14 protein-coding genes, 1 CRISPR repeat array and 2 riboswitches (1 of these 17 cut by a window edge) are annotated in these 25,763 nt (G+C 39.3%); of the genes, 9 read left to right on the top strand and 5 right to left on the bottom strand.

Going from position 1 to position 25,763, the window contains the following annotated elements; all coding sequences use genetic code 11:
• Window positions 1-3,683: direct repeats of the CRISPR family, unit length 32 nt; unit sequence GTCGCATCCCTCGTGGATGCGTGGATTGAAAT; it reaches 506 nt to the left of the window's first position.
• 114 nt (window positions 3,684-3,797) lie between these two features.
• Entirely contained in the window at window positions 3,798-4,955 is a 1,158-nt protein-coding gene (locus tag CD001_RS22535) for a PQQ-dependent sugar dehydrogenase (protein WP_096189855.1), read from the top strand.
• Between the two features lie 67 nt (window positions 4,956-5,022).
• Here CD001_RS22535 and CD001_RS22530 read toward each other — a convergent pair whose 3' ends face one another.
• Window positions 5,023-5,574: a short-chain dehydrogenase gene (locus CD001_RS22530; protein ID WP_096189854.1), complete on the bottom strand. Its 552-nt coding sequence runs from the start codon at window positions 5,572-5,574 to the stop codon at window positions 5,023-5,025.
• Window positions 5,575-5,781: 207 nt separating this feature from the next.
• Between CD001_RS22530 and CD001_RS22525 the strand changes: the two genes are divergently transcribed.
• Window positions 5,782-6,717 (top strand): glycerophosphodiester phosphodiesterase, encoded by a 936-nt coding sequence (locus tag CD001_RS22525; protein WP_096189853.1) that lies wholly within the window; start codon window positions 5,782-5,784, stop codon window positions 6,715-6,717.
• A gap of 137 nt (window positions 6,718-6,854) precedes the next feature.
• The gene (locus CD001_RS22520; RefSeq protein ID WP_096189852.1) at window positions 6,855-8,576 is read left to right on the top strand and encodes a phospho-sugar mutase; all 1,722 of its coding nucleotides are present in this window, start codon (window positions 6,855-6,857) and stop codon (window positions 8,574-8,576) included.
• 178 nt (window positions 8,577-8,754) lie between these two features.
• Here CD001_RS22520 and CD001_RS22515 read toward each other — a convergent pair whose 3' ends face one another.
• Window positions 8,755-10,701, bottom strand: a complete 1,947-nt coding sequence (locus CD001_RS22515; protein ID WP_096189851.1) for an elongation factor G — start codon at window positions 10,699-10,701, stop codon at window positions 8,755-8,757.
• A gap of 592 nt (window positions 10,702-11,293) precedes the next feature.
• Here CD001_RS22515 and CD001_RS22510 point away from each other — a divergent pair.
• Complete coding sequence (locus CD001_RS22510; RefSeq protein ID WP_096189850.1) at window positions 11,294-12,697, top strand: sodium:solute symporter family protein; 1,404 nt, start codon at window positions 11,294-11,296, stop codon at window positions 12,695-12,697.
• Window positions 12,698-12,927: 230 nt separating this feature from the next.
• On the opposite strand, the gene CD001_RS22505 is transcribed toward CD001_RS22510, so the two are convergent.
• Window positions 12,928-13,812, bottom strand: coding sequence for a YitT family protein (locus CD001_RS22505; RefSeq protein ID WP_096189849.1), 885 nt, complete (start codon window positions 13,810-13,812; stop codon window positions 12,928-12,930).
• Between the two features lie 289 nt (window positions 13,813-14,101).
• Window positions 14,102-14,211: riboswitch (SAM riboswitch) on the top strand.
• A 174-nt stretch (window positions 14,212-14,385) separates the two neighbouring features.
• A riboswitch (SAM riboswitch) is annotated at window positions 14,386-14,496 on the top strand.
• A gap of 86 nt (window positions 14,497-14,582) precedes the next feature.
• On the opposite strand from CD001_RS22505, the gene CD001_RS22500 reads away from it, so the two are divergent.
• Window positions 14,583-16,253, top strand: a complete 1,671-nt coding sequence (locus tag CD001_RS22500) for an O-acetylhomoserine aminocarboxypropyltransferase/cysteine synthase family protein (RefSeq protein ID WP_096189848.1) — start codon at window positions 14,583-14,585, stop codon at window positions 16,251-16,253.
• A gap of 126 nt (window positions 16,254-16,379) precedes the next feature.
• Entirely contained in the window at window positions 16,380-17,018 is a 639-nt protein-coding gene (locus CD001_RS22495; RefSeq protein WP_096189847.1) for a hypothetical protein, read from the top strand.
• A gap of 21 nt (window positions 17,019-17,039) precedes the next feature.
• On the opposite strand, the gene CD001_RS22490 is transcribed toward CD001_RS22495, so the two are convergent.
• Window positions 17,040-18,686 (bottom strand): IS1182 family transposase, encoded by a 1,647-nt coding sequence (locus tag CD001_RS22490; RefSeq protein ID WP_257009824.1) that lies wholly within the window; start codon window positions 18,684-18,686, stop codon window positions 17,040-17,042.
• Window positions 18,687-19,153: 467 nt separating this feature from the next.
• Here CD001_RS22490 and CD001_RS22480 point away from each other — a divergent pair, with 467 nt between their 5' ends.
• Window positions 19,154-20,374 carry an ISL3 family transposase gene (locus tag CD001_RS22480; RefSeq protein WP_096189845.1) on the top strand — a complete coding sequence of 407 codons (1,221 nt, stop codon included), beginning with the start codon at window positions 19,154-19,156 and terminating at the stop codon, window positions 20,372-20,374.
• 151 nt (window positions 20,375-20,525) lie between these two features.
• Here the strand turns inward: CD001_RS22480 and CD001_RS22475 are convergent, their stop codons facing one another.
• Entirely contained in the window at window positions 20,526-21,302 is a 777-nt protein-coding gene (locus CD001_RS22475) for a hypothetical protein (RefSeq protein ID WP_096189844.1), read from the bottom strand.
• Between the two features lie 482 nt (window positions 21,303-21,784).
• On the opposite strand from CD001_RS22475, the gene CD001_RS22470 reads away from it, so the two are divergent.
• Both CD001_RS22470 and CD001_RS22465 read left to right on the top strand, forming a co-directional pair.
• Complete coding sequence (locus tag CD001_RS22470) at window positions 21,785-23,470, top strand: methyl-accepting chemotaxis protein (protein ID WP_096189843.1); 1,686 nt, start codon at window positions 21,785-21,787, stop codon at window positions 23,468-23,470.
• Window positions 23,471-23,885: 415 nt separating this feature from the next.
• Complete coding sequence (locus tag CD001_RS22465) at window positions 23,886-25,658, top strand: methyl-accepting chemotaxis protein (RefSeq protein ID WP_096189842.1); 1,773 nt, start codon at window positions 23,886-23,888, stop codon at window positions 25,656-25,658.
• Window positions 25,659-25,763 lie beyond the last annotated feature (105 nt).

Here is a 25,763-nt window from a genome sequence, read left to right as displayed (position 1 = left end):
GGGAACGGTGACTATCGAAAGATTGTCGCATCCCTCGTGGATGCGTGGATTGAAATCTGTAAGGAGGACTCAGAATGAAAAAATCACTAGTCGCATCCCTCGTGGATGCGTGGATTGAAATCTGGTTAATTAGATCTTTTAATGTACCGTCATCGTCGCATCCCTCGTGGATGCGTGGATTGAAATCAACTATAAAGCTACTGATAAAGTTGTGATTTATAGTCGCATCCCTCGTGGATGCGTGGATTGAAATCTGTAGGTGTACGTACAGTTCGTAAACTGTTCGTTGTCGCATCCCTCGTGGATGCGTGGATTGAAATCTGTTAACGCTCGTACATGGACGCCTAACACAACAGGTCGCATCCCTCGTGGATGCGTGGATTGAAATCTGCCCTCACTACTGAACAGGATGAAGCCATACGTCGCATCCCTCGTGGATGCGTGGATTGAAATGGAGAAGACGTAATTAAACGTGGTAAAACCCCGGTCGCATCCCTCGTGGATGCGTGGATTGAAATTTCTTGGTTTGGTTCAGAAAATCCTGCTTATTAGTCGCATCCCTCGTGGATGCGTGGATTGAAATATTTAAGACGTAGACAGGTAGACCTCGACGACGCTGTCGCATCCCTCGTGGATGCGTGGATTGAAATAACGGTTTACCGTTTGTCATTGTTGATGAAAAGCGTCGCATCCCTCGTGGATGCGTGGATTGAAATAAACACAAGTTTAAGGCACGTTGGAAAAGAATCAGTCGCATCCCTCGTGGATGCGTGGATTGAAATGGACGGTACGTACGCCTACAGGTAACAAGCTAGTGTCGCATCCCTCGTGGATGCGTGGATTGAAATCGATACCGTCATTAAGGTATGGTTCGAGTAAAGCTCCGTCGCATCCCTCGTGGATGCGTGGATTGAAATCGATAGCGTCTGATATTGACGTTGTTCGGTTTGTGTCGCATCCCTCGTGGATGCGTGGATTGAAATCGTCAGCGCTCGAATATCTTCCCGAAATTTACCGTCGCATCCCTCGTGGATGCGTGGATTGAAATATAAAAGGCATGTTTCGATAACGACGGATATTGGTCGCATCCCTCGTGGATGCGTGGATTGAAATAATCCAAGACGCTGGCAACCGTTATAGCAACCCCGTCGCATCCCTCGTGGATGCGTGGATTGAAATCTGATAAAGCAACTTACATTATTGATAGATTAAGTCGCATCCCTCGTGGATGCGTGGATTGAAATGATAATAGTTGTTCAAACATGGTATGACCTCCTTGTCGCATCCCTCGTGGATGCGTGGATTGAAATTCGTAGACTTTGACACTCAACTATTGGCATGGGCGTCGCATCCCTCGTGGATGCGTGGATTGAAATGAGGACAAGAAAACATGGAAGAAGGTGGAGAAGGTCGCATCCCTCGTGGATGCGTGGATTGAAATATGACGCATGTTACCACACATTGCAGAGATGGACGTCGCATCCCTCGTGGATGCGTGGATTGAAATACTCAAGGTGCCTCGGAACTCACACATATTGGTAATGTCGCATCCCTCGTGGATGCGTGGATTGAAATACAAAAACAACGACAACAAGATCAAATATAAGAAAGTCGCATCCCTCGTGGATGCGTGGATTGAAATGTACTATCTACCTCAAATATACCATCTTTTATAGGTCGCATCCCTCGTGGATGCGTGGATTGAAATAAACTGTTTACTATGTAAGCCTCTCAATGATTAAGTCGCATCCCTCGTGGATGCGTGGATTGAAATAGCTGTTGCTCAACACTCTGAAACTCTTGGAGATTACGTCGCATCCCTCGTGGATGCGTGGATTGAAATCTCGGCAAAATGAACACCTTGACCGTCTCCGATGTCGCATCCCTCGTGGATGCGTGGATTGAAATGTTCGCTGCTGCTAAAGCCATGCCTCCGAGTGCTGTCGCATCCCTCGTGGATGCGTGGATTGAAATAACGTAATCGCCTTGTACATTTTGCTTTAGTGCAGTCGCATCCCTCGTGGATGCGTGGATTGAAATGTCTTTCGGGATGAAGTAATTCGATCCCTTTAAGTCGCATCCCTCGTGGATGCGTGGATTGAAATGTAATGATGTAACCTAAAACCATAAACAGGCTGCAGTCGCATCCCTCGTGGATGCGTGGATTGAAATAACGGACTGCCGTTTGTCATTGTTGATGAAAAGCGTCGCATCCCTCGTGGATGCGTGGATTGAAATCATCGGCACTGGAATACTTACCCGAAATTTACCGTCGCATCCCTCGTGGATGCGTGGATTGAAATGGTCAAAAAATTTCTGTCACTGTACGAGGTCAGTCGCATCCCTCGTGGATGCGTGGATTGAAATCCTGCATTAACCACGGAACAGGATGAAGCCATACGTCGCATCCCTCGTGGATGCGTGGATTGAAATATTAACTATCACTCCTGTAAACGACTTAGACATGTCGCATCCCTCGTGGATGCGTGGATTGAAATGGTTGATTATTATCGTCTTGCTGCTTCGCTCCTGTCGCATCCCTCGTGGATGCGTGGATTGAAATCTCTGATTGTTGTTGGGAATCAGTACCCGATTTTGTCGCATCCCTCGTGGATGCGTGGATTGAAATAGATCTCCTGGATCTTTCGTTTTCAGTGATTCTAGTCGCATCCCTCGTGGATGCGTGGATTGAAATCTAAACAAAGCGTAAAGCAACCAAAAAGAAAAAGGTCGCATCCCTCGTGGATGCGTGGATTGAAATATCATAAAGAAGGATCTACGTCCAACTTTTACTTGTCGCATCCCTCGTGGATGCGTGGATTGAAATTATTTCTCGATGCTCAGATAGTGATTTGATCCCTGTCGCATCCCTCGTGGATGCGTGGATTGAAATATTTCCAGGAATTGGTATTTGCGCTAGATAACGTTGTCGCATCCCTCGTGGATGCGTGGATTGAAATGCTTTGTTACTTACTAGTTTAAACTAATCACTGGAGTCGCATCCCTCGTGGATGCGTGGATTGAAATAACCGTTCGATGAATCTGATATTTAAGAAAGACGCGTCGCATCCCTCGTGGATGCGTGGATTGAAATAAAACAACGTGAAAGAAAGATACTTAAATATCGTCGCATCCCTCGTGGATGCGTGGATTGAAATAAAACAACGTGAAAGAAAGATACTTAAATATCGTCGCATCCCTCGTGGATGCGTGGATTGAAATAAAACAACGTGAAAGAAAGATACTTAAATATCGTCGCATCCCTCGTGGATGCGTGGATTGAAATCTCTATGACTTTCTCGTTTGGGGTAGGTGCTTCACGTCGCATCCCTCGTGGATGCGTGGATTGAAATCTCTATGACTTTCTCGTTTGGGGTAGGTGCTTCACGTCGCATCCCTCGTGGATGCGTGGATTGAAATTTATTTTAGGTCTACCAGCATTGATGAATGAGATGTCGCATCCCTCGTGGATGCGTGGATTGAAATATCCCAAGTACCATAACTTGCATAAACATCAATAGTCGCATCCCTCGTGGATGCGTGGATTGAAATGCTTGTATGGTGGTGTTTTGGTTGTTAGAAGAAGGTCGCATCCCTCGTGGATGCGTGGATTGAAATATTAGTATCATCTTTAAATTTTGTCCATTCCGGGTCGCATCCCTCGTGGATGCGTGGATTGAAATATTTATTCTTTGAGAATATGCATGAGAAATGATTTAAAAGGGTATGAAAATATTAATAACGTATACATAGCTTAAATAACTGGTTTCCAACACATAATATTGGAGGATTGAATAATGAAACTCTTTAGTATCATTTTGAGTATGCTTTTATTAGTAGCTTGTGAGACTGATAGGACTGATATGGGAGATGATGTTCAGGACGACCCGACCATTGACGAGGAGGAAGAAAGCCAGTCGGAACAGCATGAAGAGAATGGTCATGATGATAGCGAAGAAGCAGAAAGATCATTAGAAGGTGTATCCACTGACAGCTGGGAAGTGGACGTTTTAGCAGAAAACTTGGAAATCCCTTGGAACATCAATATCGCTGGAGATCAAATATTTATTCCGGAACGAGGAGGGGCAGTCGCTCTCATTGAAAATGGAGAAGTCGAGCGACAGGAAGTGTCGACTTCTCACGACATTGCTCATCAAGGAGAAGGCGGGCTTTTAGGAATGGCACTGACTGACGACTTTGAGAGCAGTCAAGAGGCGTTTTTGTATTATACGTATGAAGATGAACAAGGAATTTTAGCGAATAAAGTAGTAACTGCTCGTTATGGGGACGGACAATGGCAAGAAGAGGATATACTTCTTGACGAAATTCCGGGTGATCGAATCCATAATGGTGGAAGAATCGAAATTGGTCTGGATGGATATTTGTATGTGACGACAGGAGATGCTAATGATCCTAACTTATCACAAGATCTAGATAATCTCGCAGGGAAGATTTTACGGATGACGACAAGTGGAGATATCCCAGAAGATAACCCATTTGATGATTCTTACATTTATTCTTACGGGCATCGAAATCCGCAAGGATTATCTTGGAACAGTGAAGGTGTCTTGTATAGTTCAGAACATGGACCGACAGGACACGATGAAATAAACATTATTGAGCCTGGGAACAACTATGGCTGGCCAGAAATAATCGGAGATGAACAAGCAGAAGGAATGGAAGCCCCGATCGTCCATTCAGGATCAGATACTTGGGCGCCATCCGGAATAACTTTTTTCGGTGAACACCTACTAATTGCTGGACTAAGAGGACAAGCTCTTTATTGGTGGAACGAAGGGGAAGATCAGATTGTCCCGGTTTTTGAAGGGGAAGGGCGTTTAAGGGACGTCATTTCACACGATGATGCACTATATGTTATTACGAATAACACAGATGGAAGAGGGCAGCCATCTGAAACAGATGACAGACTGCTTAAATTAACGTTGCATCAATAAAAGAAAGGAGCTCTTGCAAAGCGTTCAATTTTGCAAGAGCGTTTTTGTTTCGAATCAATGATGGTTTTTATGGTCTTTGCTCCCATGTTTCCAATGTTCCGACGACAGTTACTTTATTTTTATGCTTAATAGCCTCGATAACCCCGTTGGAAATTTCTTGATGAGTGAGCCACCTTGGTCGGTTTTGTTCGATGATAAATCCGAGTTGAACTTGTAAATAGTCACACGTCTCTGGAACAGTGAGACGCTGCTTGATTTTTGATAAATCAGCACTGCTTCCCGTTACATGATAGAGTGACCATCTTTTTGTTTGCAATGAATCAATCGTTGTGATGATCGTTGGCAATGCTTCTGGTGCGGTTGAATGGATCCAGGAGACGACAATGCTGATTGGTCCATTTTTTACAATCATTTCTTTAATATGATTTTTTAACAGCTCATTGTTTTGATAATTGATCGGCAAAAACGTAAGCTTTTCAGGGTGAGTCAGTTTTTCTTGAAGTCGTTGAAATTTTGTCTGATTTCGTGCAATCACCGTTGTATGATCAACATGTTCGGTCAACCATTCCGTTGCTCCTCCTAACATCCCTGTACCACCGATTATAAGAGCATTTGTCATCGTTTATCCCCCCTTATATTTGTTTTCCATGATTAATGTTATTGTAAATGATTGATGTCTTCATTAGAATGATTTTTGTTAGCGGGTAAATTGTATAAATCAATAGTTTCCGGATGAACGAGAGAAATGCCTCACTATTAATCAAATTAGTCTTGGACATTCTGGAAATTGTATATAAAATGGAAGAGAGGGAGAGGAGGAAATCGATTGTATCAATCTGTCATACAAAAAAGTCCTTCGAAGAAAAAGAGGATCGGTAAATGGTTTGTCATATTTTTAGGTGTTGTTCTCATTTTATGGGCTATCATTTATTTTTTTCCTGTATCTGAACGACCGTCTCATGCGTTTTTTGAAAATGATCGTCCTTTAGTTATTGCCCATCAAGGCGGGGAACATTTAGCCCCATCAAATACGCTTGTCGCTTTTGAACAGGCAAGAGAGCTTGGTGTTGACGTCATTGAATTTGATGTACATATGACACAAGACGGGCACCTTGTTGCGATTCATGATAATACTGTCGACCGGACAACCGACGGATCTGGAAAAGTGAACGATATGACGTTAGAAGAAATTAAAGCGCTCGATGCTGCGGACTACTTTCAAGATTTAGAAGGTGAATACTCATATCGTGGACAAGGAATAACCATTCCAACCGTGGAAGAGATTTTTGAGGAGTTTTCAAATATGCGCTTGAATATTGAACTGAAAGCGACAAATGACCCTGAGTTATATGAACCGATGAGTGAAAAAATGTGGGAGCTTATCGAACAATATGGCAATGCAGAACGTGTTTTAGTCGCTTCATTTGAACATGAGATTATTGAAATGTTTCAGGATATTTCTGAGGGGACTGTCCCTGTAAGTGGTGGTAGGGATGAAGTGACGAAGTTTGTCATTTTTCATAAAGCATTCTTAAACGGGTTATATCGAGCAAACGTTGATGCTGTACAAATTCCGACAGTGGAAGGCATCTTCGACCTTAAAGACGGGAAGCTGATTGGCGGCGCTGAACGTCGTGGAATGGATGTGCATTATTGGACGATAAACGATGCCGACACAATGAGAGAACTTATCGATTTAGGAGCAGATGGAATTATTACTGATCGTCCTGACTTATTAATAGACGTTTTAGAAGAATACTAATATGCGAAAATTGTCTTTATGTTCCTACTGCAAAGCTAATATAATACAGGTATAATAATGGATATGAGAATGGACAGAAAGCTTTCCCATTGGCAGGGAGAGCTTTTTACCAATTGATGTACATAGGAGGCATAAACATGGGATGGAAAGAAGAATATGAGCGTTGGATGAAGAGTCCGAGTATTGATGTAAACACAAAAAAGGAATTGGATGCGCTTACCTCTGATGAACTAATTGAAGATAGTTTTTATAAAACACTCGAATTTGGAACTGGCGGAATGAGAGGAGAGACCGGTCCAGGGACAAATCGAATGAACCGTTATACAGTGAGGAAAGCAACGACTGGTTTGGCCGAGATGATTAAACGAAAAGGGCAGAAAGCATGTGAAAAAGGGGTCGCGATTGCTTACGATGTCAGACATTATTCACGAGAGTTTGCTGAAGAAGCAGCACGTACGTTAGCCTATCATGGTATTCGTGTATATTTGTTTAAAGATGTTCAGCCAACACCTGTCCTTTCATTTGCAGTCCGTTATTGCAAGGCACAGGCTGGAATTGTCATTACTGCAAGTCACAATCCTCCTGAATATAACGGGTATAAAGTGTATGGGGATGATGGTGCTCAGTTAACCCCAGAATCTGCAAAAGAACTTATTGAAGATATCGTGAATATAGAAGATGAACTCTCTTTACCGATTGCAGAAGAGGCGAAGTTAGAAGATATTGAACAAGTTACGTTTATTGGCAAAGAAGTTTTAGATGCATACCAGGAAAATATCTCAAAAGTCATTTTAGACGAGCAGCTAGTCAAAGAAAATGGCAGTAAGCTATCTGTTGTGTTCACACCTTTACACGGAACGAGCTTTCAAACTGTAACAGAAGCGCTAAAAAACAATGGGTTTACAAATGTTCATTTAGTTGAAGAGCAAGTAACTGCAGATCCGGAATTTTCAACAGTTGCTTCCCCGAATCCAGAGGAACATGAAGCGTTTAAATTGGCCATTCAATACGGTGAAAAAGTAAATGGAGACGTTCTCATTGGGACAGACCCTGATGCGGACAGATTAGGGGTTGCAGTAAAAAATAATGAAGGAAACTATCAAGTTTTAACAGGCAATCAGACAGGTGCATTAATCTTACATTACTTACTAACGACTATGAAAGCACAAGGAAAGCTGCCACATAATGCGGTCATGTTAAAAACGATTGTGACATCTGATTTAGGTGAAAAGATTGCTGACAAGTTCGGCGTAAAGACTGTTGATACATTAACTGGTTTTAAATTTATCGGTGAAAAAATTAGACAGTATGAAGAAACAGGTGAAGCGACGTTTGTTTTCGGGTATGAGGAGAGCTACGGGTATTTAGTTCGACCGTTCGTACGTGATAAGGATGCAGTTCAAGTTGCTCTCTTTGTCTGTGAAGTTGCGGCATCATGGAAAGTAAAAGGAAAGACGTTGTTAGAGGGACTCGAAGAAATTTATCAACAATATGGCTACTTCCAAGAGCATTTGCATTCAATGACATTAAAAGGAAAGAAAGGTGTCGAGCAAATTACAGGTATGATGGAAAAACTTCGTAAAGACCCATTAAATTCGGCAGCAGGAATGCCAATTACACATATTGAAGACTATCAAGCTGGTATACGAATTGATGTATCTGCTCAAAAAGAGGATAAACTGACATTACCTTTAGCCAATGTCGTGAAATATTTCTTTGAAAATGGTTGGATTTGCTTCAGACCTTCAGGGACAGAGCCAAAAATGAAAGTTTATTTCTCATTAAAAGCGAACACGGATGAAGAAGGAAAAGACGTGTTAACACAATTGAAAGAGGATGTATTAGCTTACTTAAAATAGGCAATGACCTCGGATGACTTTATATGAGAAAGTTCGCGGATAAATAAAGATGTAAACTTGGATTATCGAGGATAAACCGTTATTTAACAGGATAAATCCAAATTTTCGCGGGTAAACGATAAAATTGAAGAGAGGGTGTCCTAAAATATACCTTTTAGTGACACCCTCTTCTTTGCATTTACATAATTTTATTAATGTGTAGCAAGTATTCACCGCGGTTGAGTGGATTCAATTGTCTTCGTATGTTTTTAGGGAAGTTCTCCTTTATGATCATGTAACCACCTGGTCTGATCGAGATTGTCCCTTCACCACTCGTTAACGAATGAAGCTCAGATCTTAGTATATCAACAGTACGGACTGGCATCGTCCCGTTTAAATGGACTGTTTTCCTTTGATAATATGCTTCTTGAAAAATACCTTCTAACACCGTTGCTCGAGATAAGACTTTACTTAAGTGTGATTCAGGAAGAATCAACTGGATACGGTTAGCTGGTTCATAAACATTCGTTTCAGCTTTACTTAAAGCATCCATTAGTACGAGTGGAACGAGATTTCTAAAATCACTTGCAGTCGTAAGGACACTATCGTAACCTGTATGTGTTAAAGTTACGACAATGTCTGTTACTTGCCAGCCATACAAACCTTCTTGCAAAACATCTTCAACCGTTTCTTTAATCGCTTTTTGGAAAGAGAGCAATAGTGAACCTAATTCTGCTTCTAAAACGTACTTAAGACCTGAACCTTGAGTATTATATTCGATGCGAAACCCTACGGTAGCGAGGAAAGGGTTATTCGAATCTCCGATATATTCCACAGCTTCGCCAGTAGAAATAGGTTTTTCAATACACATCACTTTAGGCGATGAACACAAAGCTTCGATTCCGTATTGCTGTTTTATCGTTTCGGTTAAAATTTCTTGCTGAACTTTACCGAATACATGGATCATGTTTTCTTTCGTTAATGAATCGTAGCGGTACTGTAAAAATGGGTCCTCGGCAGTGAGATTATGCAAAGCGTTGTGAAGTATTTGTTCGTCCTCACGATATTTAGCAGAAACGATTACTTGTATTGGTGGACTTTCAAAATGGATAACGTTCATCTTTTGAGAAAAAGTACCGATCACGTCTCCTACTTTTAAATGCCCTCCTTTAAGAATAGCGATGTCTCCCGCACCTACTTCATTCACTGATACCCATTTACCATTTTGTAAAGAATAAAGATGTTTTACTTTCAATGAAGAATGTTGTTCTTTGGAAATGACCGGTATCTCTTCACGAACCTGTATCATCCCTTCAAATAGTCGAATAAAGGTGACACGTTCACCTATAGGATTAATTTGAACTTTAAATACAATCCCAGATAACGGTTTCGCTTCACTTTCAGTCGTGTTATGAACAGGAAAAAAGTCATCTAAACTCGCGAGTAATTGCTCAACTCCAATCCCTTTCATTGCAGACCCGGCAAAGAGCGGATATACGTTGCCACTTTTCGTCTGCCTGCACAGCTCATCATTCAGCTGATCTTTTGTGATCGGTATAGAATGGACTAAGTCATAGAGTAGTGAATCATTTTTTAATGCTAATATGTCAAGCCATTGTGATTCTTCTGGATCGGCTCGTTTTATTCGAACACTCGAACTCCCAGCATCGATAACGTTGTTCATTTCACATATATGCTCATCTAATAACGTTTGAATCATTGTAACGATTTTTTTGTAATCTGCACCTATACGATCAATTTTGTTCATAAACAAAATCGTAGGGATTCGGTGTTCCTTTAATGTTTGCATCAATACTCTCGTTTGGGATTGAACTCCTTCAACTGCGGAGATAACTAAAATCGCACCGTCTAAAACATTTAAAGAGTGCTCCACTTCAGAAATAAAATCAGCATGGCCAGGTGTATCAATGACGTTCACTTTAAGATCGTTCAAGTAGAACGATACAGCTGCTGATTTTACAGTGATCCCTCTTCTTCGTTCAATCTCCAACGAATCCGTTAAAGTTGTTCCTTTATCAACAGAACCTACATGTTTAATGATGCCCGCCTGATATAAAATTTGTTCGGTTAAAGTTGTTTTACCAGCATCAACATGGGCTAAAACTCCAATATTGATTCTTTTCATAGATTATGCCCCTCTTAATTATCATTGTCTTTTGTCCTTTCATTTGGTTTTTTAAGTGAAATCTTTGCATAAAAAACGCCTCCTTTGTAAATTGTATATATCATATCACAATTTACAGTTATAGAAATAAATGTATATACGTGGTTGTCTAAATTACTTCTGTCGAAATTATCTTAGTAAATTATTTATAGAGATGGATAACTTTAAAATTAAGTAATTAAACAAGTGGATTTAAGAACACTTCTTCATTTAGGACTTTTGCATTATTTTATTAATATATTTTTTAAGCTGAAGAAGTTATATTCGAAATTTTCATAAGAATAGAGCAACATTTGAATCGTGTGACATTATGGGAATACTTTCACATTGTGAATCGTTGAGCTTGTTGCGGAAGGAGATAAAAACAAGGTAATATCAGCTTTTTAGCCGTTTTTAATATATTCGGAAGTATGATAGATTAAATAACGTTGTGCCGAAACGGAAGTTAGTAGAACGTCGTTGCCGTTACCGAAGAAGTTAAATCGAAGCAAATGTTTGAACATTTCTTATTACCGTACAGCACGATGAAATAACTAGGAGCTGATTTTTTGTAATGGAACTACAACATGATCCGACGTTATTATGGTTTATTGTTGCTTACGCGATCGTCATGATTGCGATCGGGATCTTCACATCAAAGAAAGTTTCTGGCAGTGAAGATTTTGTTTTGGCAGGTAAGAGTCTCGGACCATTAGTATTAATGGGGACACTACTTGCAACGTGGACTGGAAGTGGAAGTATTTCAGGTGGAGAAACGTCCATGGCTTACAGTTATGGAATTATTCCAGCTTTATTATTAATGCTTCCGACATTAGTTGGTATTCTAGTTCTTTATGTTATTGCACCTAAAATCCGTGAGTATGGGAAATTTACCGTCTCTGGAATATTAGAAGCGAAATATGGGACAACTTCCCGTAATATTGCGAGTGTCATTATTATCCTTGCTTATGTAGGGATCGTATCATATCAAATGCAAGGTTTAGGGTTTATATTGAATTTGACAACTGGGATTTCTGTAGAAACAGGGACGATTATTGGTGCTGCCATGATTATCTTTTTAGCGATGATTGGTGGGCTTCGGTCTGTTTCTCAAACAGATGCGATTAGTGGATTTTTAATGGTTGGCGGACTGATTATAGCTGTGCCAACAATTTTAGTTGTTGCAGGTGGATGGGATCAAATCGTTGCCAATGTTCCTGAGTCCCATATGACAACGACAGGCGGATTAACGAGTCTGCAGCTACTTGGATATTTATTACCGTCTCTCTTTTTATTACTAGGTGACCAAAATATGTACCAACGACTTGCATCGTCTAAAGGAGACCGTTCTGCTAAACGCGGTCAAATCGGTTGGTTTATCGCGATGTTAATTATTTCACCAGCGATTGGCTTTATCGCCTTTGCCTCACGTTCTATTTTCCCGGACATTGATCCTGGAATGGCACTGATGGCTACGACATTAGTGATGCCAGTAGTAGTAAGTGGACTGTTATTAGCTTCTGCTGCATCTTTCATTATTACAACAGGAAATTCATTTTTATTATCTGCAGCGACAAACTTAACATATGACGTCTATAAAAATTATATTAATCCTAATGCATCTGATGCGAGACAGCTTTGGATGACGCGTATGTTCATTGTTGTTTTAGGGGTACTATCATTTATCTTAATTAGCTACTTCCCAACCGTATTAAGTGTACAAATGTACGCTTACACCGTTTATGGTGCAGGGGTGACACCTGCCGTGTTAGCCGTTTTCTTCTGGAAAAAGGTCAATGCAATCGGGGGAATTTCTTCGATGATTGCTGGTGTGACAACAACCCTCCTTTGGGAAATTGTACTTGGACAGCCATATGAATTAAATGCGGCCGTTATCGCGGTACCGGTAGCGTTTATTGTTTTAATCGTTGTGACACTATTTACACAAGGGCGCGGGATTCATAAGCATGAAGTGTAAATAAAAACTGTTATGTATATAAAACGCACAAGGACCGCCATCCTCGTGCGTTTTTTTGTTACTAAGTAAGAAAGTATAAAATATCAATCTCTCGATTGCTGTCTAGACTTCAGGCGCCATCGGCTCGAGGTCGCTTCGCCCCGCCACTTGAAGTCTAAGTTCGAACTTCTTCCTGTCGGGACTCCATCGCTTGTCGCCGATAGGCGGGCGCCTTGCGCTTTTCTTATAATTTATGACACTTTTATTGAACGTTTTTCTTGGTCAAATGTGAACCCCTCTCCACCAACTTCTTTTACATCATTTACTGAGAAGAACGCATACGGGTCGATTTCATCAATTAGTTTTTTTAATTGAATGAGCTCGTTACGGTTGACAACACAATAAAGAATTTGTCTCTCATCTGATGTAAAGCTCCCTTTACCAGTTAAAACAGTTGAGCCTCTGGACATCCGTTGAATAATTGCTTTTGATAGTTCATCTGTTTTATTTGAGATAATCATCGCTGATTTTGCTGCACTTGCGCCTTCAATCATAAAATCGATGACACGAGAGCCGATAAATACAGTCACAAGTGTATACATAGCTAAGTCAATCGACAAATGAATCAATGAAGCGGATATGACGACCGCATCAAATGTAAACATAAATGTTCCTAAACTCATACCTGTATATTTATTTGCTAACCGAGCAAGAATATCGACGCCTCCTGTTGTTCCGCCTGCTCTGAAAATCATTCCAAGTCCGATTCCTGTACAAACACCTGCAAATAACGACACGAGAATCATATCATTTTGCAGCGGCAGTTCGGTTACAGGATATAACTCAAACAATCTTAAGGATGCTGAAAGAGCAACGGTTCCAATGATACTGTAAATTAGCATTAATCTGCCAAGTAATTTATAGCCGATAATAAACAGCGGAATATTCAAAACAAGGTTTGACAAAGAAGGCTCAATTGTAAATAGATAATAAAGGATTAGTGTGAGCCCAGTAAAGCCTCCGTGTGCAAGCCCATGCTGCATATTAAAATGGATAATACCGAAACCGAAAATTAACGTACCGAATAAAATGATCAAAATAGGTTTGATTTGAACCCCTTTAAATAATTGAGCCATCTTTACAACCTCCTTCAAAATATTGGACTGTCAACAATAGACATTTTATTTGTAGAAACTGTAATCAAGACCAGACGAAGTATAACATACCCGTATGAACTACCCAACAGCTTTTCTTGAAAAAGGAAAAAGTAAATATTTTCAAACAACAGCAATCGTTTTCATTACTTTCCTTGTAAACGACAGGATCTGAGATAAAATAATTTATTTATTTGTTGACCTAAATGAAATTAAGTGTTAATATTCAAATAATTCTAAAATGAATTATCAGATAGCTTAACATGAATACCTCTTATCAAGAGTGGCAGAGGGACTGGCCCGATGATGCCCGGCAACCAACTAATGATCAATAGTGAGGTGCCAAATCCTGCAAAGTGATAAAACTTTGGAAGATGAGAGAATATGCTTTTGCCTTTAAAAGCAATCCTCTCTGTTTTCCGGCAGGGAGGTTTTTATTTGGAAGAAAAAAGTTATTAAATATCGATTTCGAATAACCCATCGTAAATCCTGTTACATTTGTAAGAGAAAGAATGTCGCCATACTTTAATTATTCTGTGCAGTTTAAAATTAAATACCTTATCTAGAGAGGTGGAGGGACTGGCCCAATGAAACCCGGCAACCAGCATAATATCTTTTATGCCAGGTGCCAAATCCTGCAGAGTATCAAGCTCTGGAAGATAAGGAGAAGGAACGCGGAATCGTGAGCATAGAGAACCTTCTTCTTATAGGAGGGTCTCTTTTTTTACTAAAAAATAATAGGAGGAATTTTTATGACTACTAACGTTGAATTTCAAAAGCTGGATACAATTTTATTGCATGGAGGGCAAGAGCCGGACAGTGCAACAAATGCAAGGGCGGTACCGATTTATCAAACGACATCTTACGTTTTTGATGATGCTGAACATGCAGAAAGGCTATTTTCTTTACAAGAACCAGGAAATATTTATAGCAGAATTATGAATCCAACTGTCGATGTGTTTGAAAAAAGAGTTGCTCAATTAGAGGATGGCGTTGGAGCACTTGCCACATCTTCAGGAATGGCAGCTATTACGCTAACAATCTTGAATATTGCTAACGCTGGTGATGAAATTGTCGCAGCTTCGAATTTGTACGGCGGCACATACAATTTGTTTTCAAAGACATTGCCGAAGTACGGTATTAAGGTACGGTTTGTTGATGCGACCAACCCAGCGGAAATAAGAGGGGCCATTAACGAAAAAACGAAAGCGATATTTGCTGAAACGATTGGCAACCCAAGTTTATATGTGCTTGATTTTGACATAGTCTCTGATATCGCACATGATGCAGGGATTCCTCTTATTGTCGACAATACTTTTGCGACTCCAGTAACGTGTAAACCGTTGCAACATGGGGCTGATATTGTTATACATTCGGCAACAAAATGGATCGGAGGCCATGGAACGGCAATTGGAGGTATCGTTGTTGATGGTGGCAGGTTTAATTGGGATTCGGAAAAATTCCCTGGATTTACTGAACCTGACGATAGTTATCATGGGTTAGTTTATGCACGTGATCTAGGTTCTCAAGCCTTTATTTTAAAGCTACGTGTTCAATTAATGAGAGATGTAGGAGCATGCTTAAGCCCATTTAATGCCTTTTTATTATTGCAAGGATTAGAAACATTACAGCTTCGGTTCCAAAAACATCAAGATAATACGTTACGATTAGCTAACCGTTTAAAAGAACATCCGAGTGTGGAGTGGGTAGCCTATCCAGGGTTAGAGGAGCACCCCGCTCACGACCAGGCTAATAAATATTTAAAAAATGGATTTGGATCCATCTTAAACTTCGGAATTAAAGGCGGGATCGATGCTGGAAAAGAATTGATTAAACATGTAAATCTTTGGTCACACCTTGCAAATGTCGGTGATGCAAAAAGCCTTATTATTCACCCTGCAAGTACAACCCATCAACAATTGTCACAAGAAGAGATTGTTTCAACTGGTGTAACAGAGGATCTCGTTCGACTCTCTGTTGGAGTTGAAGATATTGACGATTTGGAACATGATCTTGCGCAAGCACTTAATAAAGCGACCGGTGTTGCCGAAACAAATACGAAGGAGAAACAGGTAAACCGATTGAAGGAGTGGGCAGTCTCTAGTGCGGTTGTGTATGAAAAAGAGGGACCGAGAAGAAAAGTGCTTTATGTTTTCGGACAATCAGCCGAAGTGAAGAAATGGAAAAGGTTAGGATATCAAATTGTTGTTCATGATTCTAGCACTCCTCAGAACGCTGACCTTATTTATATTTCATTAGACAGCGAGTTTGACAAAGTTTTCGCTGCAGTGAAGGATATTCATACTGCTGGTTTAGTTGTTCACCCTGATTTCAATCAAATAGGACGATTGAAAGACGGTTTTGATATTCCCGTACTTGAAGATCCGTTAGCAGAATCCCGGACAAAGGTTGAGTCAAACTAACTAGAAATATTGCTTCTAGTTAGAGGGTTGGGTTATTTGCTAGTAAAATAGAATGATTGTCATTTCGTCTACATTTATGTCTTTTTTCATTGTATAATGGACAAATAATGAAGGACGGGATGATTAATGGTAAAAAAAATGATCGTAAGTTTTTCAGCAATTACAATGTTTGTCTTCGTATTACTATTCCTTTTATTCCAGTTCGTGTCTGGAGCGACATACGGAGAAGTAAATGAAGAGGAAGAAGAGGAGTCTTTGCCCCTTTCATTTGAAGACGAATCATACTATTTTTACTTAACGGATGAAGAGCTTAATGAAGCGATAGAAGAAGGAACAGAGAGTGTTATATCTATTGAATCTTATATTTTGCCGAAAAAAGAGGAGACGGTTGATTCAGAAGATATTGCATTTGTGTATATGATTACGCCGTTTTTAAAAGCTCAACAATTAGCTCGAGAGACATTTGATCGATATGGAAGAACAGTCACTACAAAAGAAGTAAAAATGGATCTAATGGACCAATATATATCGTTTTCTGCACGTTTCAATGGCAATGCCGGTTATATTTATGATCTTGAACTTCAACAAGGAGACGAATCGATTATTCCAATGAATGAATCCATTTCTAGTAAAGGCACACTAAAAACAGTTTACTTTGATGTATCAGAACTATCATTTTCAGATGAAGCGGTTTTGGTGGTCCGAGACAGCGTTGATGAATCTATGTATGAATCGTTTGAGGTTGATTTTACACAATATAAATAAAGAGGCTGGGACAAAACAGTCTCAAATTAAGTAAAAAACGGTGTCAATTATCGCTTTTCGATAGTTGGCACCGTTTTGTTGACCTAAAATAGGTTGATGAGACTGTCGGGCGGTGTACTTTCTCAAGTTCACCGCCATAAGTGCAAATCCTAATTCATTTTTTACCTTCTTTTTGCCTCTCACCGACGTTCGGGTGAAATGCAAATTAGCCTTCAGAAACCCGAAGACTGGCTCGACATCGATTTTACGTTTCCCGTAAATCTCGCCTGTTTTCTGTTCCGAAAGCACTTCACGAATATAAGCTTTTTGGTTCTCCCATTTTTCATTGTAATAAACCTTTCGGTTATTTCCCTCTTTGGCCTTTGTACATTGTGCCCGCAAGGGACACTCGGAACAGTCTTCACATTCATAAACCTTAAACGTGCGTTGAAACCCTGCTTTATCTGTCTTATTCGAAGTATACCGGAAATTTACTCTCTTACCATTTGGACAGATAAATGTTTCACCCTCCTGATCAAAATGCCAATTGGCTACGTTAAAAGCATTGTTTCTATACGCTTTTTTCTTCTCTTTTCGATACATGCTGTAGGTGATGAGTGGCATCCGTTGGCGGTTGTTTAACACATCATCATAATTCTGTTCGCTGCCATAACCGGCATCCGCAACGATAAATGATGGCAACGAAAAGAAACCTTTTTCAATTGTATTCAAAAAAGGGATCAACGTCAGAGTATCAGTTGGATTTGGAAATATGTCATAAGCGAGCGTATATTGTCCTTCGGTTGCAATTTGAAGATTATATCCGGCTTTCAGTTGACCATTCTTCATGTAGTCATCTTTCATCCGCATAAACGTGGCATCATGGTCTGTCTTGGAATAGCTGTTTCGATCTCCCAGGGTCGCAAGATCCTGCTTGTATTTTTGTTTACGCGCGGCAAAATCCTTGAACTTTTTACGGTACTGTTTAGGTGCTTTCCGTTCTGAGCGAAGTTGTTTTCGTTTCTGTGTGTCTTGAGTCGTTTCAATCCGGTTATCGTAACCTTCAATGGTTTCATCCAACTTCTGAACGACCTCTTCGAGCTCCTTGTTAGACAGTTCTTTTTGGCTATCCCGTTCTATTGCAGGAATGATCTCATGTTCTAGAAGTTCCTCATAGAGTTGATTGGATTTCTCAACTAAACGGGTGCTGTACCTTTCAACGGATTTACGCCAGACAAACGTAAACTTATTTGCATTTGCCTCAATCTTTGTGCCATCGATGAAGATCGATTCATCTTCAATCACCTTTTCTTTAACCAGCTGACAACGGAATTGAACGAAACACTGACGTAGTAATTCTTGGACTTCATGGTGTACCCTAAAACGGTTGATCGTACGGTAGCTTGGTTCATACCCTTGCGCCAGCCACATCATCCGAACACTGTCTTTCAAAAGCTCCTCAATTTTTCTCCCAGAGAAGACAGATTGTGTATAGGCGCAAAGGATGATCTTCATCATCATTCTGGGATGATAGGCCGGACAGCCCGTTGTACGTAAAAATCCACTGAATGCCTCATCGGGGATGGCTTCTACCATATCATTCACGGCAAAAGCGATATCATTTTCCTGAAGTTTATAGGCTAAATCCATCGGCAAAATGATTTGATTCATGTTATAATCTTTATACATAAGGATACCTCCGATTCTGTTTTTGTGTGGATACTTTAACTTTATCAGAAGGTATCCTTTTTGTGTATACGTATAAACTAGACGGACTTATCCAAGTTGATTGTCAAAATCACGAGACGCCTGCGGGAAAAGCAAGAGCTTTCTCTTGTGCGACGAGTAACCGCAGGAGCAGAAGATCCATCGGGGCGATTTTACCCCGATTAGCTGAAGCCTTGCCCGCGGCAAGCGAGTGTTTTTTGAAACAATCAACCCAAAATATAATATGAATAACTGAAAAAGAAGAAATGGCACTCACCGACGGTGAGTGCCACTCTTATTAACTGGGTTTTGTCCCAGCCCCTTGTTTATGATTAATGGCTCTAAAATATATGTTGGGGTTTTCAAACATTTAAGCATAAAAAAACACGCAATCTCCAAAATCCTTTAAACTTGAGTTGTCGAAAAACAAGAACAAGGATAGGAGTTGCGTGCATATGCATTTTATCATGAATTTCCCTGGCTTAGAAGATATGATTGTAACAAAATCGGAAGTAGTTGAAGGAGCTCTCCATCTCCACGTGGAGATGGAAAGAAAACGCCACCGTTGCCCTGCCTGCAGTGAAGTGACAAGGCGTGTTCATGATTATCGAACTCAGAAGATTCAACACTTGAAAGTGTTTGAAAGAAATAGCTTTTTGTTCTATAGAAAACGGCGCTATGTATGTTCCTGTGGAAAGAAATTTCCTGAGAAGACACGTGTAGTTGAACGGTATCAGCGTCATTCTATGGAATGGAATCAGGCGCTGGGGCTTCGTATCATTCAAGCGAAGAACTTCAAGGATACAGCTCGACAGTTCCACACGTCACCAACAACTGTTATGAGACGGTTTGATCAGATTTCAACTCCGATGTTTAAAGAGGTAGAAGAACTTCCACAGGTAATCGCTATAGATGAGTACAAAGGGGATACAAACAAAGGTAAATACCAAGTGATCATAGCGAATGGGGAGACCGGTGAACCATTAGATATTCTACCGGATCGTTCGGTTAAGACTGTAAAAGATTATTTACTAAGAAAAGGCAGCCGGGTAAAGATGGTCGTTATGGATATGAGTTACTCATTTAAGTCCGCTGTTAAAAAGGCACTTGGTAGCCCTGTTATTATCGCAGATCGCTTTCATTTTTGTCGCTATATTTTTTGGGCGTTAGATCGTGTTAGAAGAAGAGTTCAAAAAGACTTTCATGACTACGACCGTAAGAAGTGTAAGAGAATGAAGCATGTGTTTAATAAAAAATTCGAAGAATTGACTGAAAGACAACATTGGTACTTAGAGAGATATTTGAACCTTTCCAGTGAGTTGAGAGATGCTTATAAGTTAAAAGAAGCCTTCAGATTATGGTTTGAAGAAGCGAAGCAAGCTGGCTCAAAAGAGGGACTAAGCGTGAAGCGAGGGCTACATAACTTTTATAAGCTAGTAGATGAGTCAGGAATGAAGGAGTTCACGAAAGCGATACAAACATTAAAAAACTGGGAAACAGAGATTATTAACAGTTTTACTTTCGGATTTACCAACGGCCCAATAGAAGGGCTGAACAACCAAACGAAAGTAATTAAGCGCAATGCATTTGGTTTTAAACGTTATGATCGTTTGCGAATGCGAGTACTATTACATCACCAATTAAAAGGAAAAACAATTCAAGTTGGATAAAGGGGAGGGAGATCGAGGCTCCCACCCCAACATTTGACTTAGAACCTGATTAATAGAATGTATAATACCTGTAGGTAATTTTCTAACAGCGACTAAGGGATTCAAGATAAGGATTAAGCAAGCTTAGGTAAGGAGAGTGCGCTTTTGTTCGTTACATTTCTTCTTCTAAAAATTGAGGGTTATTTTCGATAAGGTGATCCATGACATCCTGTTCAAACTCGTGGTAAACCCTAAACTCATATTCTTCTTCTGTTTCCCCTTCTTCCATACTCTCGTTTTGTTTGATTTGAGACTTTACTTCATTCCATATGAAAGACTTTAAGTATCTCGTTTCAAGGTTGCGTATTGCATGGAGCTCATGTTCAGTCTCTAATTCTTCTACTAAAACAAAAGCACTATTTTCCATATCTTCTTTAAATCCTTCTTCCTCTATAAAAGAGAGAAATCTGCTCTCATCGTATGTGAAGTTTCCATGTTCTTCGGCGATTTCTAACCAAGAGACTAATTCCTTTGATGATAGCTGGGCATCGAATTCAATCGTACCTTCTTCTAAAAATACTTCATCAATTAACATTGAATATTCTTGATTTAAGATTGCGTGGTCGTAAAAAGATTGTTCAGAAGGCTCTTCATACACAGATAAATTTGCCTCACGAATGGCAGTTTCAGCATGCTCACTATATTCACTCTCATCGATCTCCTCATCGTCATTCAATAAGTCACTCGAGTTTTCATCAGTTCCGTCAATATTGATATCTACTCCACCTTCCGACTCATCTGTTCCGTTTGCTTCTGCTGTTTCTTGTCCGTTCTCTCTTTCAGCTGGATTTGTTACCGGATCAGTATTGTATAAGTACAACAGCACTCCGCTTAAAATAACAATAACAGCTCCTCCAGCAACTATGTATAGCTTTTGACGGTTTGTCATCTTGTCACCTCGAATACATTTACGTCAGTAAAGATGTCCTTATTATAATTGATTATAACAAGAAACGAAATAGGATATTAAATCTACGCTTATGAAGTTGAGAAATAACGTTAATGGCTTTGGCTAAAAGGAGAGACTAAATGTTGCGGATGATGAGAAGTAATAGTCATAAGAAGAAAAAACAAAGAAACTATTTTAAAAAAGTGAATATTTGAGTTTTGAGCTACTTTATTAAAAAGGCTTTTTTAAATATGAGAAGTCTTTTTTTGTTGTCAGAAATATCTGAATTATAGAATGATTAAGTTATATTGTGCTTTAAACTAGTTTGAGGAGCGGCTTTGTCGAAAACATAGGACTAATTATTATAATTTTATTTTCAAATATATATTATTTTAATATACATAAGACTTTGGTATGATATTCCATAGAAAAATATATTTCATCGCTTTTCGTTACATACAAATTTTTAAGGGAGACAGAATATGTTAAAAAAATGGAGAAATTTTCGTATCCGTACGAAAATGTTGTTAGCATTGGGGTTTGTCATCGTTTTATTTTTAGCTGGTTTTTCGTTAAGTTTTTCTCAGCTGTATGTTATTGAATCTGAAGTCGGGGAAATGGATCGCACGAGACAAGTTGCTGATAGTGTAGAAGAGCTATCAGCAAATGTCCGGGATCAATTTATTATTTTATCAGACTCGATTCGTACTGGGTCGATTAGAGAAGACCAATATGAAGAGTATAATGATCAATTTACTCAGTATGTTGATTATTTACAAGATCAATTAACGAGAGAAGAAGACCAAATCTTATTATCTTCCTTTTTAGGCCATTATGATCAATTTGAAATCGTAGCGACACAAATATTGAATTCGACTACAGGTGGTTCAAATCGAGATGCGATGCAGCTTACACTGCACCGGGAAGATATGCTTAGTAATCTTGAGAAAATATTAGCGAACTTGGATAATGATGTTGAAATAGCTTCGAATCAGGTCTCAGAGTCGATAAGCATGACAAGACTGATTTTTGTCACCGCGACAGTTGTTGCAACAGTAATTGGTATAACTCTCTTTACCGTGATTAGTCAATTTATAACGAAAACGTTAAAACGTGTCGTGTTAACGACGAAAGAAGTGAGCGAAGGGAATTTACGAGTAAAAGAGCTTCGTGAAGACTCGAAAGACGAATTAGGTGAATTAGGATCAGCAGTGAATGAAATGGTTTATCGTCTAAGAGAATTGATTGAAAAAGTTGGTGGAATGTCTGATCAACTTGCTGCCTCTTCAGAACAAATGACAGCAAGTGCTCAAGAGTCAAGTCAAGCTTCTGAACAAATATCAGCATCCATTCAATCTGTTGCAGAAGGTGCTGAAACTCAAGTAAATTATGCAAATGATAATAAACTGATTGTCGAAGGCATTTCAAATGAGATAGTTGATTATGCAAATAAACTACAAACTGTAAACCATACATCTACACAATCAAATGAGGTTGCGGTCAGTGGAGAAAGTGTCGCGCGCGAAAGTATGGTGCAAATGGAACAAATTAAATTGATGACTGATAAAATGTCGCAATCTATAGCTCAACTTGCACAAAAATCAGGACAAATTGGCGAAATTGTTGAACTCATTTCAAATGTGGCAGAACAAACAAACTTACTCGCTTTAAATGCGGCAATTGAGGCAGCTCGAGCAGGAGAACATGGGAAAGGCTTTGCAGTCGTTGCTGACGAAGTAAGGAAACTTGCTGAACAAACGACAGATGCATCTGGTGAGATTAAAGGTATTATTGACACTATTCAAGAAGAGATTGAAACATCTGCAACATCGATGACAGCAGGGTATGAATCTGTAGAAAATGGAGAGAAAGCTGTAAGGAATGTAAGTGAGATGTTTGAAAAAGTTGCCTCTTCTATCAATAAAGTGACAGAGGAAGTAACAAACGTCGCTGAAGGGATTCAACTGTTAGGACAAAAAACAGAAAAAATGATTACAACAGCAAATCATAGCAATGATTTAGCGAAAGAAGCGATGAGTGAAACACAATCTGTTGCAGCAGCTTCAGAAGAACAGCATGCAACATTAGAAGAAATCAATGCTACTTCACAACAGCTTTCGAGCATGTCAGAAGACTTAATGCAATCATTGAATCAATTTAAAAAATAGTACTATTTACACCTAGAACTTTTCTAGGTGTTTTTCTTTTATGAATATTTTAATTATTATTAAAAACAGTATGGGTATTCGTATAAAAGGAATTATGACACTAGTGAAACATGATTAAACTTAAACGTAAAAGAAGTGCATAGGAAAAATGTAGTGATTAACACCTTCTTTTTGACTATTTTTTGTGTTAAGATAATTTTACTAATTATCTGTCAGTTTTTATCGATTTATTACATATTTTCTGTATTTAGACATGGGAAGGTCGGGGTGTGAGCATTGGAAAAACCATGTACCTTTTGATTTAATCTATGTTTTTTAACTTTGATTCATCATTTTATTTTTTCGTTCTCTAATTTGAACATAGAATGTATTGTAGTTTAAAAGTACTAGAATTATAGAAAGAAGGTTGAATAAGGTGATTAAACGCTTTTTAAGTAAGACGAAAAAAAGAGCAACAAAAGTAAAAACGAAAAAAAGGCAAAGGTTTTTGTCAAGTAAGTTTTCATTTTTGAAGAATTTTAGTATTCGAATGAAAATTTTAGGAGCATTCGGCTTAATTGTTCTTTTATTATTAGTTGGTGCAGGATTTAGTTTTCTGCAAATGAATGAGATTAGAAGTGAAATGGCTACTTTTTCTGCTCAAAGTGAACGAGCAGTTGTCGCAACTGATATTGGTTCGGTTATTCGTTCTAAATATATTATCGTTCAAGAGACTGTTCAGTCTAGATCGGTCATAGATACAGAACGTTATGATGAGCAAGAAGTCACTTTGCAAAATAATTTGGAACAATTGGATGGTCGCTTATATTCCCAGCATTCACTCAATTTATATCGTCAAATGACTGAACAGTTAAATGATTTTGAAGATAAAGTGATAGAAATTTTTGATACACGTGGGCCAGCACAGGAAAGAATGCTTAGTGAATTAGCAGATATTAGACATGGAATTATTGAAGATGCATTAGCCTTATCTGATTTGATTTTAGCAGAAGCTGAAGAGGCACAAGCAAGCGCAGAAAGCGTAATAAACTTTAATATGATTACACTTCTCGCCATGATTGGATTAATAATCGTTTTTGGGGTTGTCATTTTTACGTTTTTAGCAAATATGATATCTCGTCAGCTAAACCGGGTAGTCAAAACAACTGAAGAGATCAGTACAGGGAACCTTGCAGTTGAAAGACTTGACAGCAGGTCCAATGATGAAGTAGGACGGATGAGTGAAGCGGTCAACAATATGGTAGACAATTTACAACATATGATTACACAAATTGGTCATACATCAGAACAAGTAGCAGCAAGCTCAGAACAGTTACTCGCAAGTTCAAATGAAACGAGTAAAGCTTCAGAAGAAATTACCCAATCCATTCAAGAAGTTTCAAGTGGAGCTGAACTGCAAGTTGAAAAAGCATCACAAAATGAGAAAACTGTCGAGGACATGTCAAAAAATGTTGAGCAAATTTCTACAAGTATTCAAGATGTTAATGATGCATCACTTGAGTCTGCGAAAAAAGCTGAACACGGTACAGAAGTCATTCATTCCACAGTCGGTCAAATGAAAACGATTCATTCACTTACAGAGAAAATTGATACTTCTGTGAATGAGTTAGCCGTTCAGTCTAACAAAATTGGCTCCATCGTTTCTTTAATTACTGACGTTGCAGAGCAAACAAATCTTCTGGCATTGAACGCAGCAATTGAAGCAGCGAGAGCCGGTGAACACGGACGAGGTTTTGCTGTCGTTGCTGATGAGGTTAGAAAGTTAGCGGAACAAACTTCAAATGCAACGAGTGATATTTCAGACATCATCGCAAAAATTCAAGAGGACGTTAAAGAGTCAGTTGATTATACAAATGACGGAAGAAAAGCAGTTGAATCGGGCATGAATTATGTAGATGAGGCAGGAAAATCATTCGAGGATTTATCGAAAGCCATTCACGGTGTATCGAGCCAAATCCAAGGTGTTACGGCTGCTATCCAGCAAATCGATGCAGGCACTGAAGATGTTTTCAATTCATTAAAAGAAACGACATCAGTGGCACAGCAGTCAGCTGGACATACACAAAATGTTGCCGCTTCTGCAGAAGAGCAAAATGCGTCTATGGAAGAAGTCAGTGCATCAGCTAATCAATTATCGAAAATGTCGGAAGAGCTGCAACAAGTAGTTAGTAAATTTAAAACATCATAATATAAATGAAAGCTTGGGGAAACCCAAGCTTTTCAGGATGTTGAGAAAGTATTCTTAACAACCTTTTTTAAAAGAAAAGTATGATATCTCACGATCTCATCCCTC

The sequence above is a fragment of the Evansella halocellulosilytica genome, from assembly GCF_002335745.1.
Taxonomy (GTDB): Bacteria; Bacillota; Bacilli; order Bacillales; family Salisediminibacteriaceae; genus Bacillus_CA; species Bacillus_CA halocellulosilytica.
Note: the sequence above shows the minus strand (reverse complement) of the source record. Positions and strands in the feature narration are given on the sequence as shown.

Coding starts and splice junctions, on each gene's coding strand:
- CD001_RS22535 (WP_096189855.1), top strand. CDS start 3,798: ATGAAACTCTTTAGTATCATTTTGAGTATGCTTTTATTAGTAGCTTGT.
- CD001_RS22530 (WP_096189854.1), bottom strand. CDS start 5,574: ATGACAAATGCTCTTATAATCGGTGGTACAGGGATGTTAGGAGGAGCA.
- CD001_RS22520 (WP_096189852.1), top strand. CDS start 6,855: ATGGGATGGAAAGAAGAATATGAGCGTTGGATGAAGAGTCCGAGTATT.
- CD001_RS22515 (WP_096189851.1), bottom strand. CDS start 10,701: ATGAAAAGAATCAATATTGGAGTTTTAGCCCATGTTGATGCTGGTAAA.
- CD001_RS22510 (WP_096189850.1), top strand. CDS start 11,294: ATGGAACTACAACATGATCCGACGTTATTATGGTTTATTGTTGCTTAC.
- CD001_RS22505 (WP_096189849.1), bottom strand. CDS start 13,812: ATGGCTCAATTATTTAAAGGGGTTCAAATCAAACCTATTTTGATCATT.
- CD001_RS22500 (WP_096189848.1), top strand. CDS start 14,583: ATGACTACTAACGTTGAATTTCAAAAGCTGGATACAATTTTATTGCAT.
- CD001_RS22495 (WP_096189847.1), top strand. CDS start 16,380: ATGGTAAAAAAAATGATCGTAAGTTTTTCAGCAATTACAATGTTTGTC.
- CD001_RS22490 (WP_257009824.1), bottom strand. CDS start 18,686: ATGTATAAAGATTATAACATGAATCAAATCATTTTGCCGATGGATTTA.
- CD001_RS22475 (WP_096189844.1), bottom strand. CDS start 21,302: ATGACAAACCGTCAAAAGCTATACATAGTTGCTGGAGGAGCTGTTATT.
- CD001_RS22470 (WP_096189843.1), top strand. CDS start 21,785: ATGTTAAAAAAATGGAGAAATTTTCGTATCCGTACGAAAATGTTGTTA.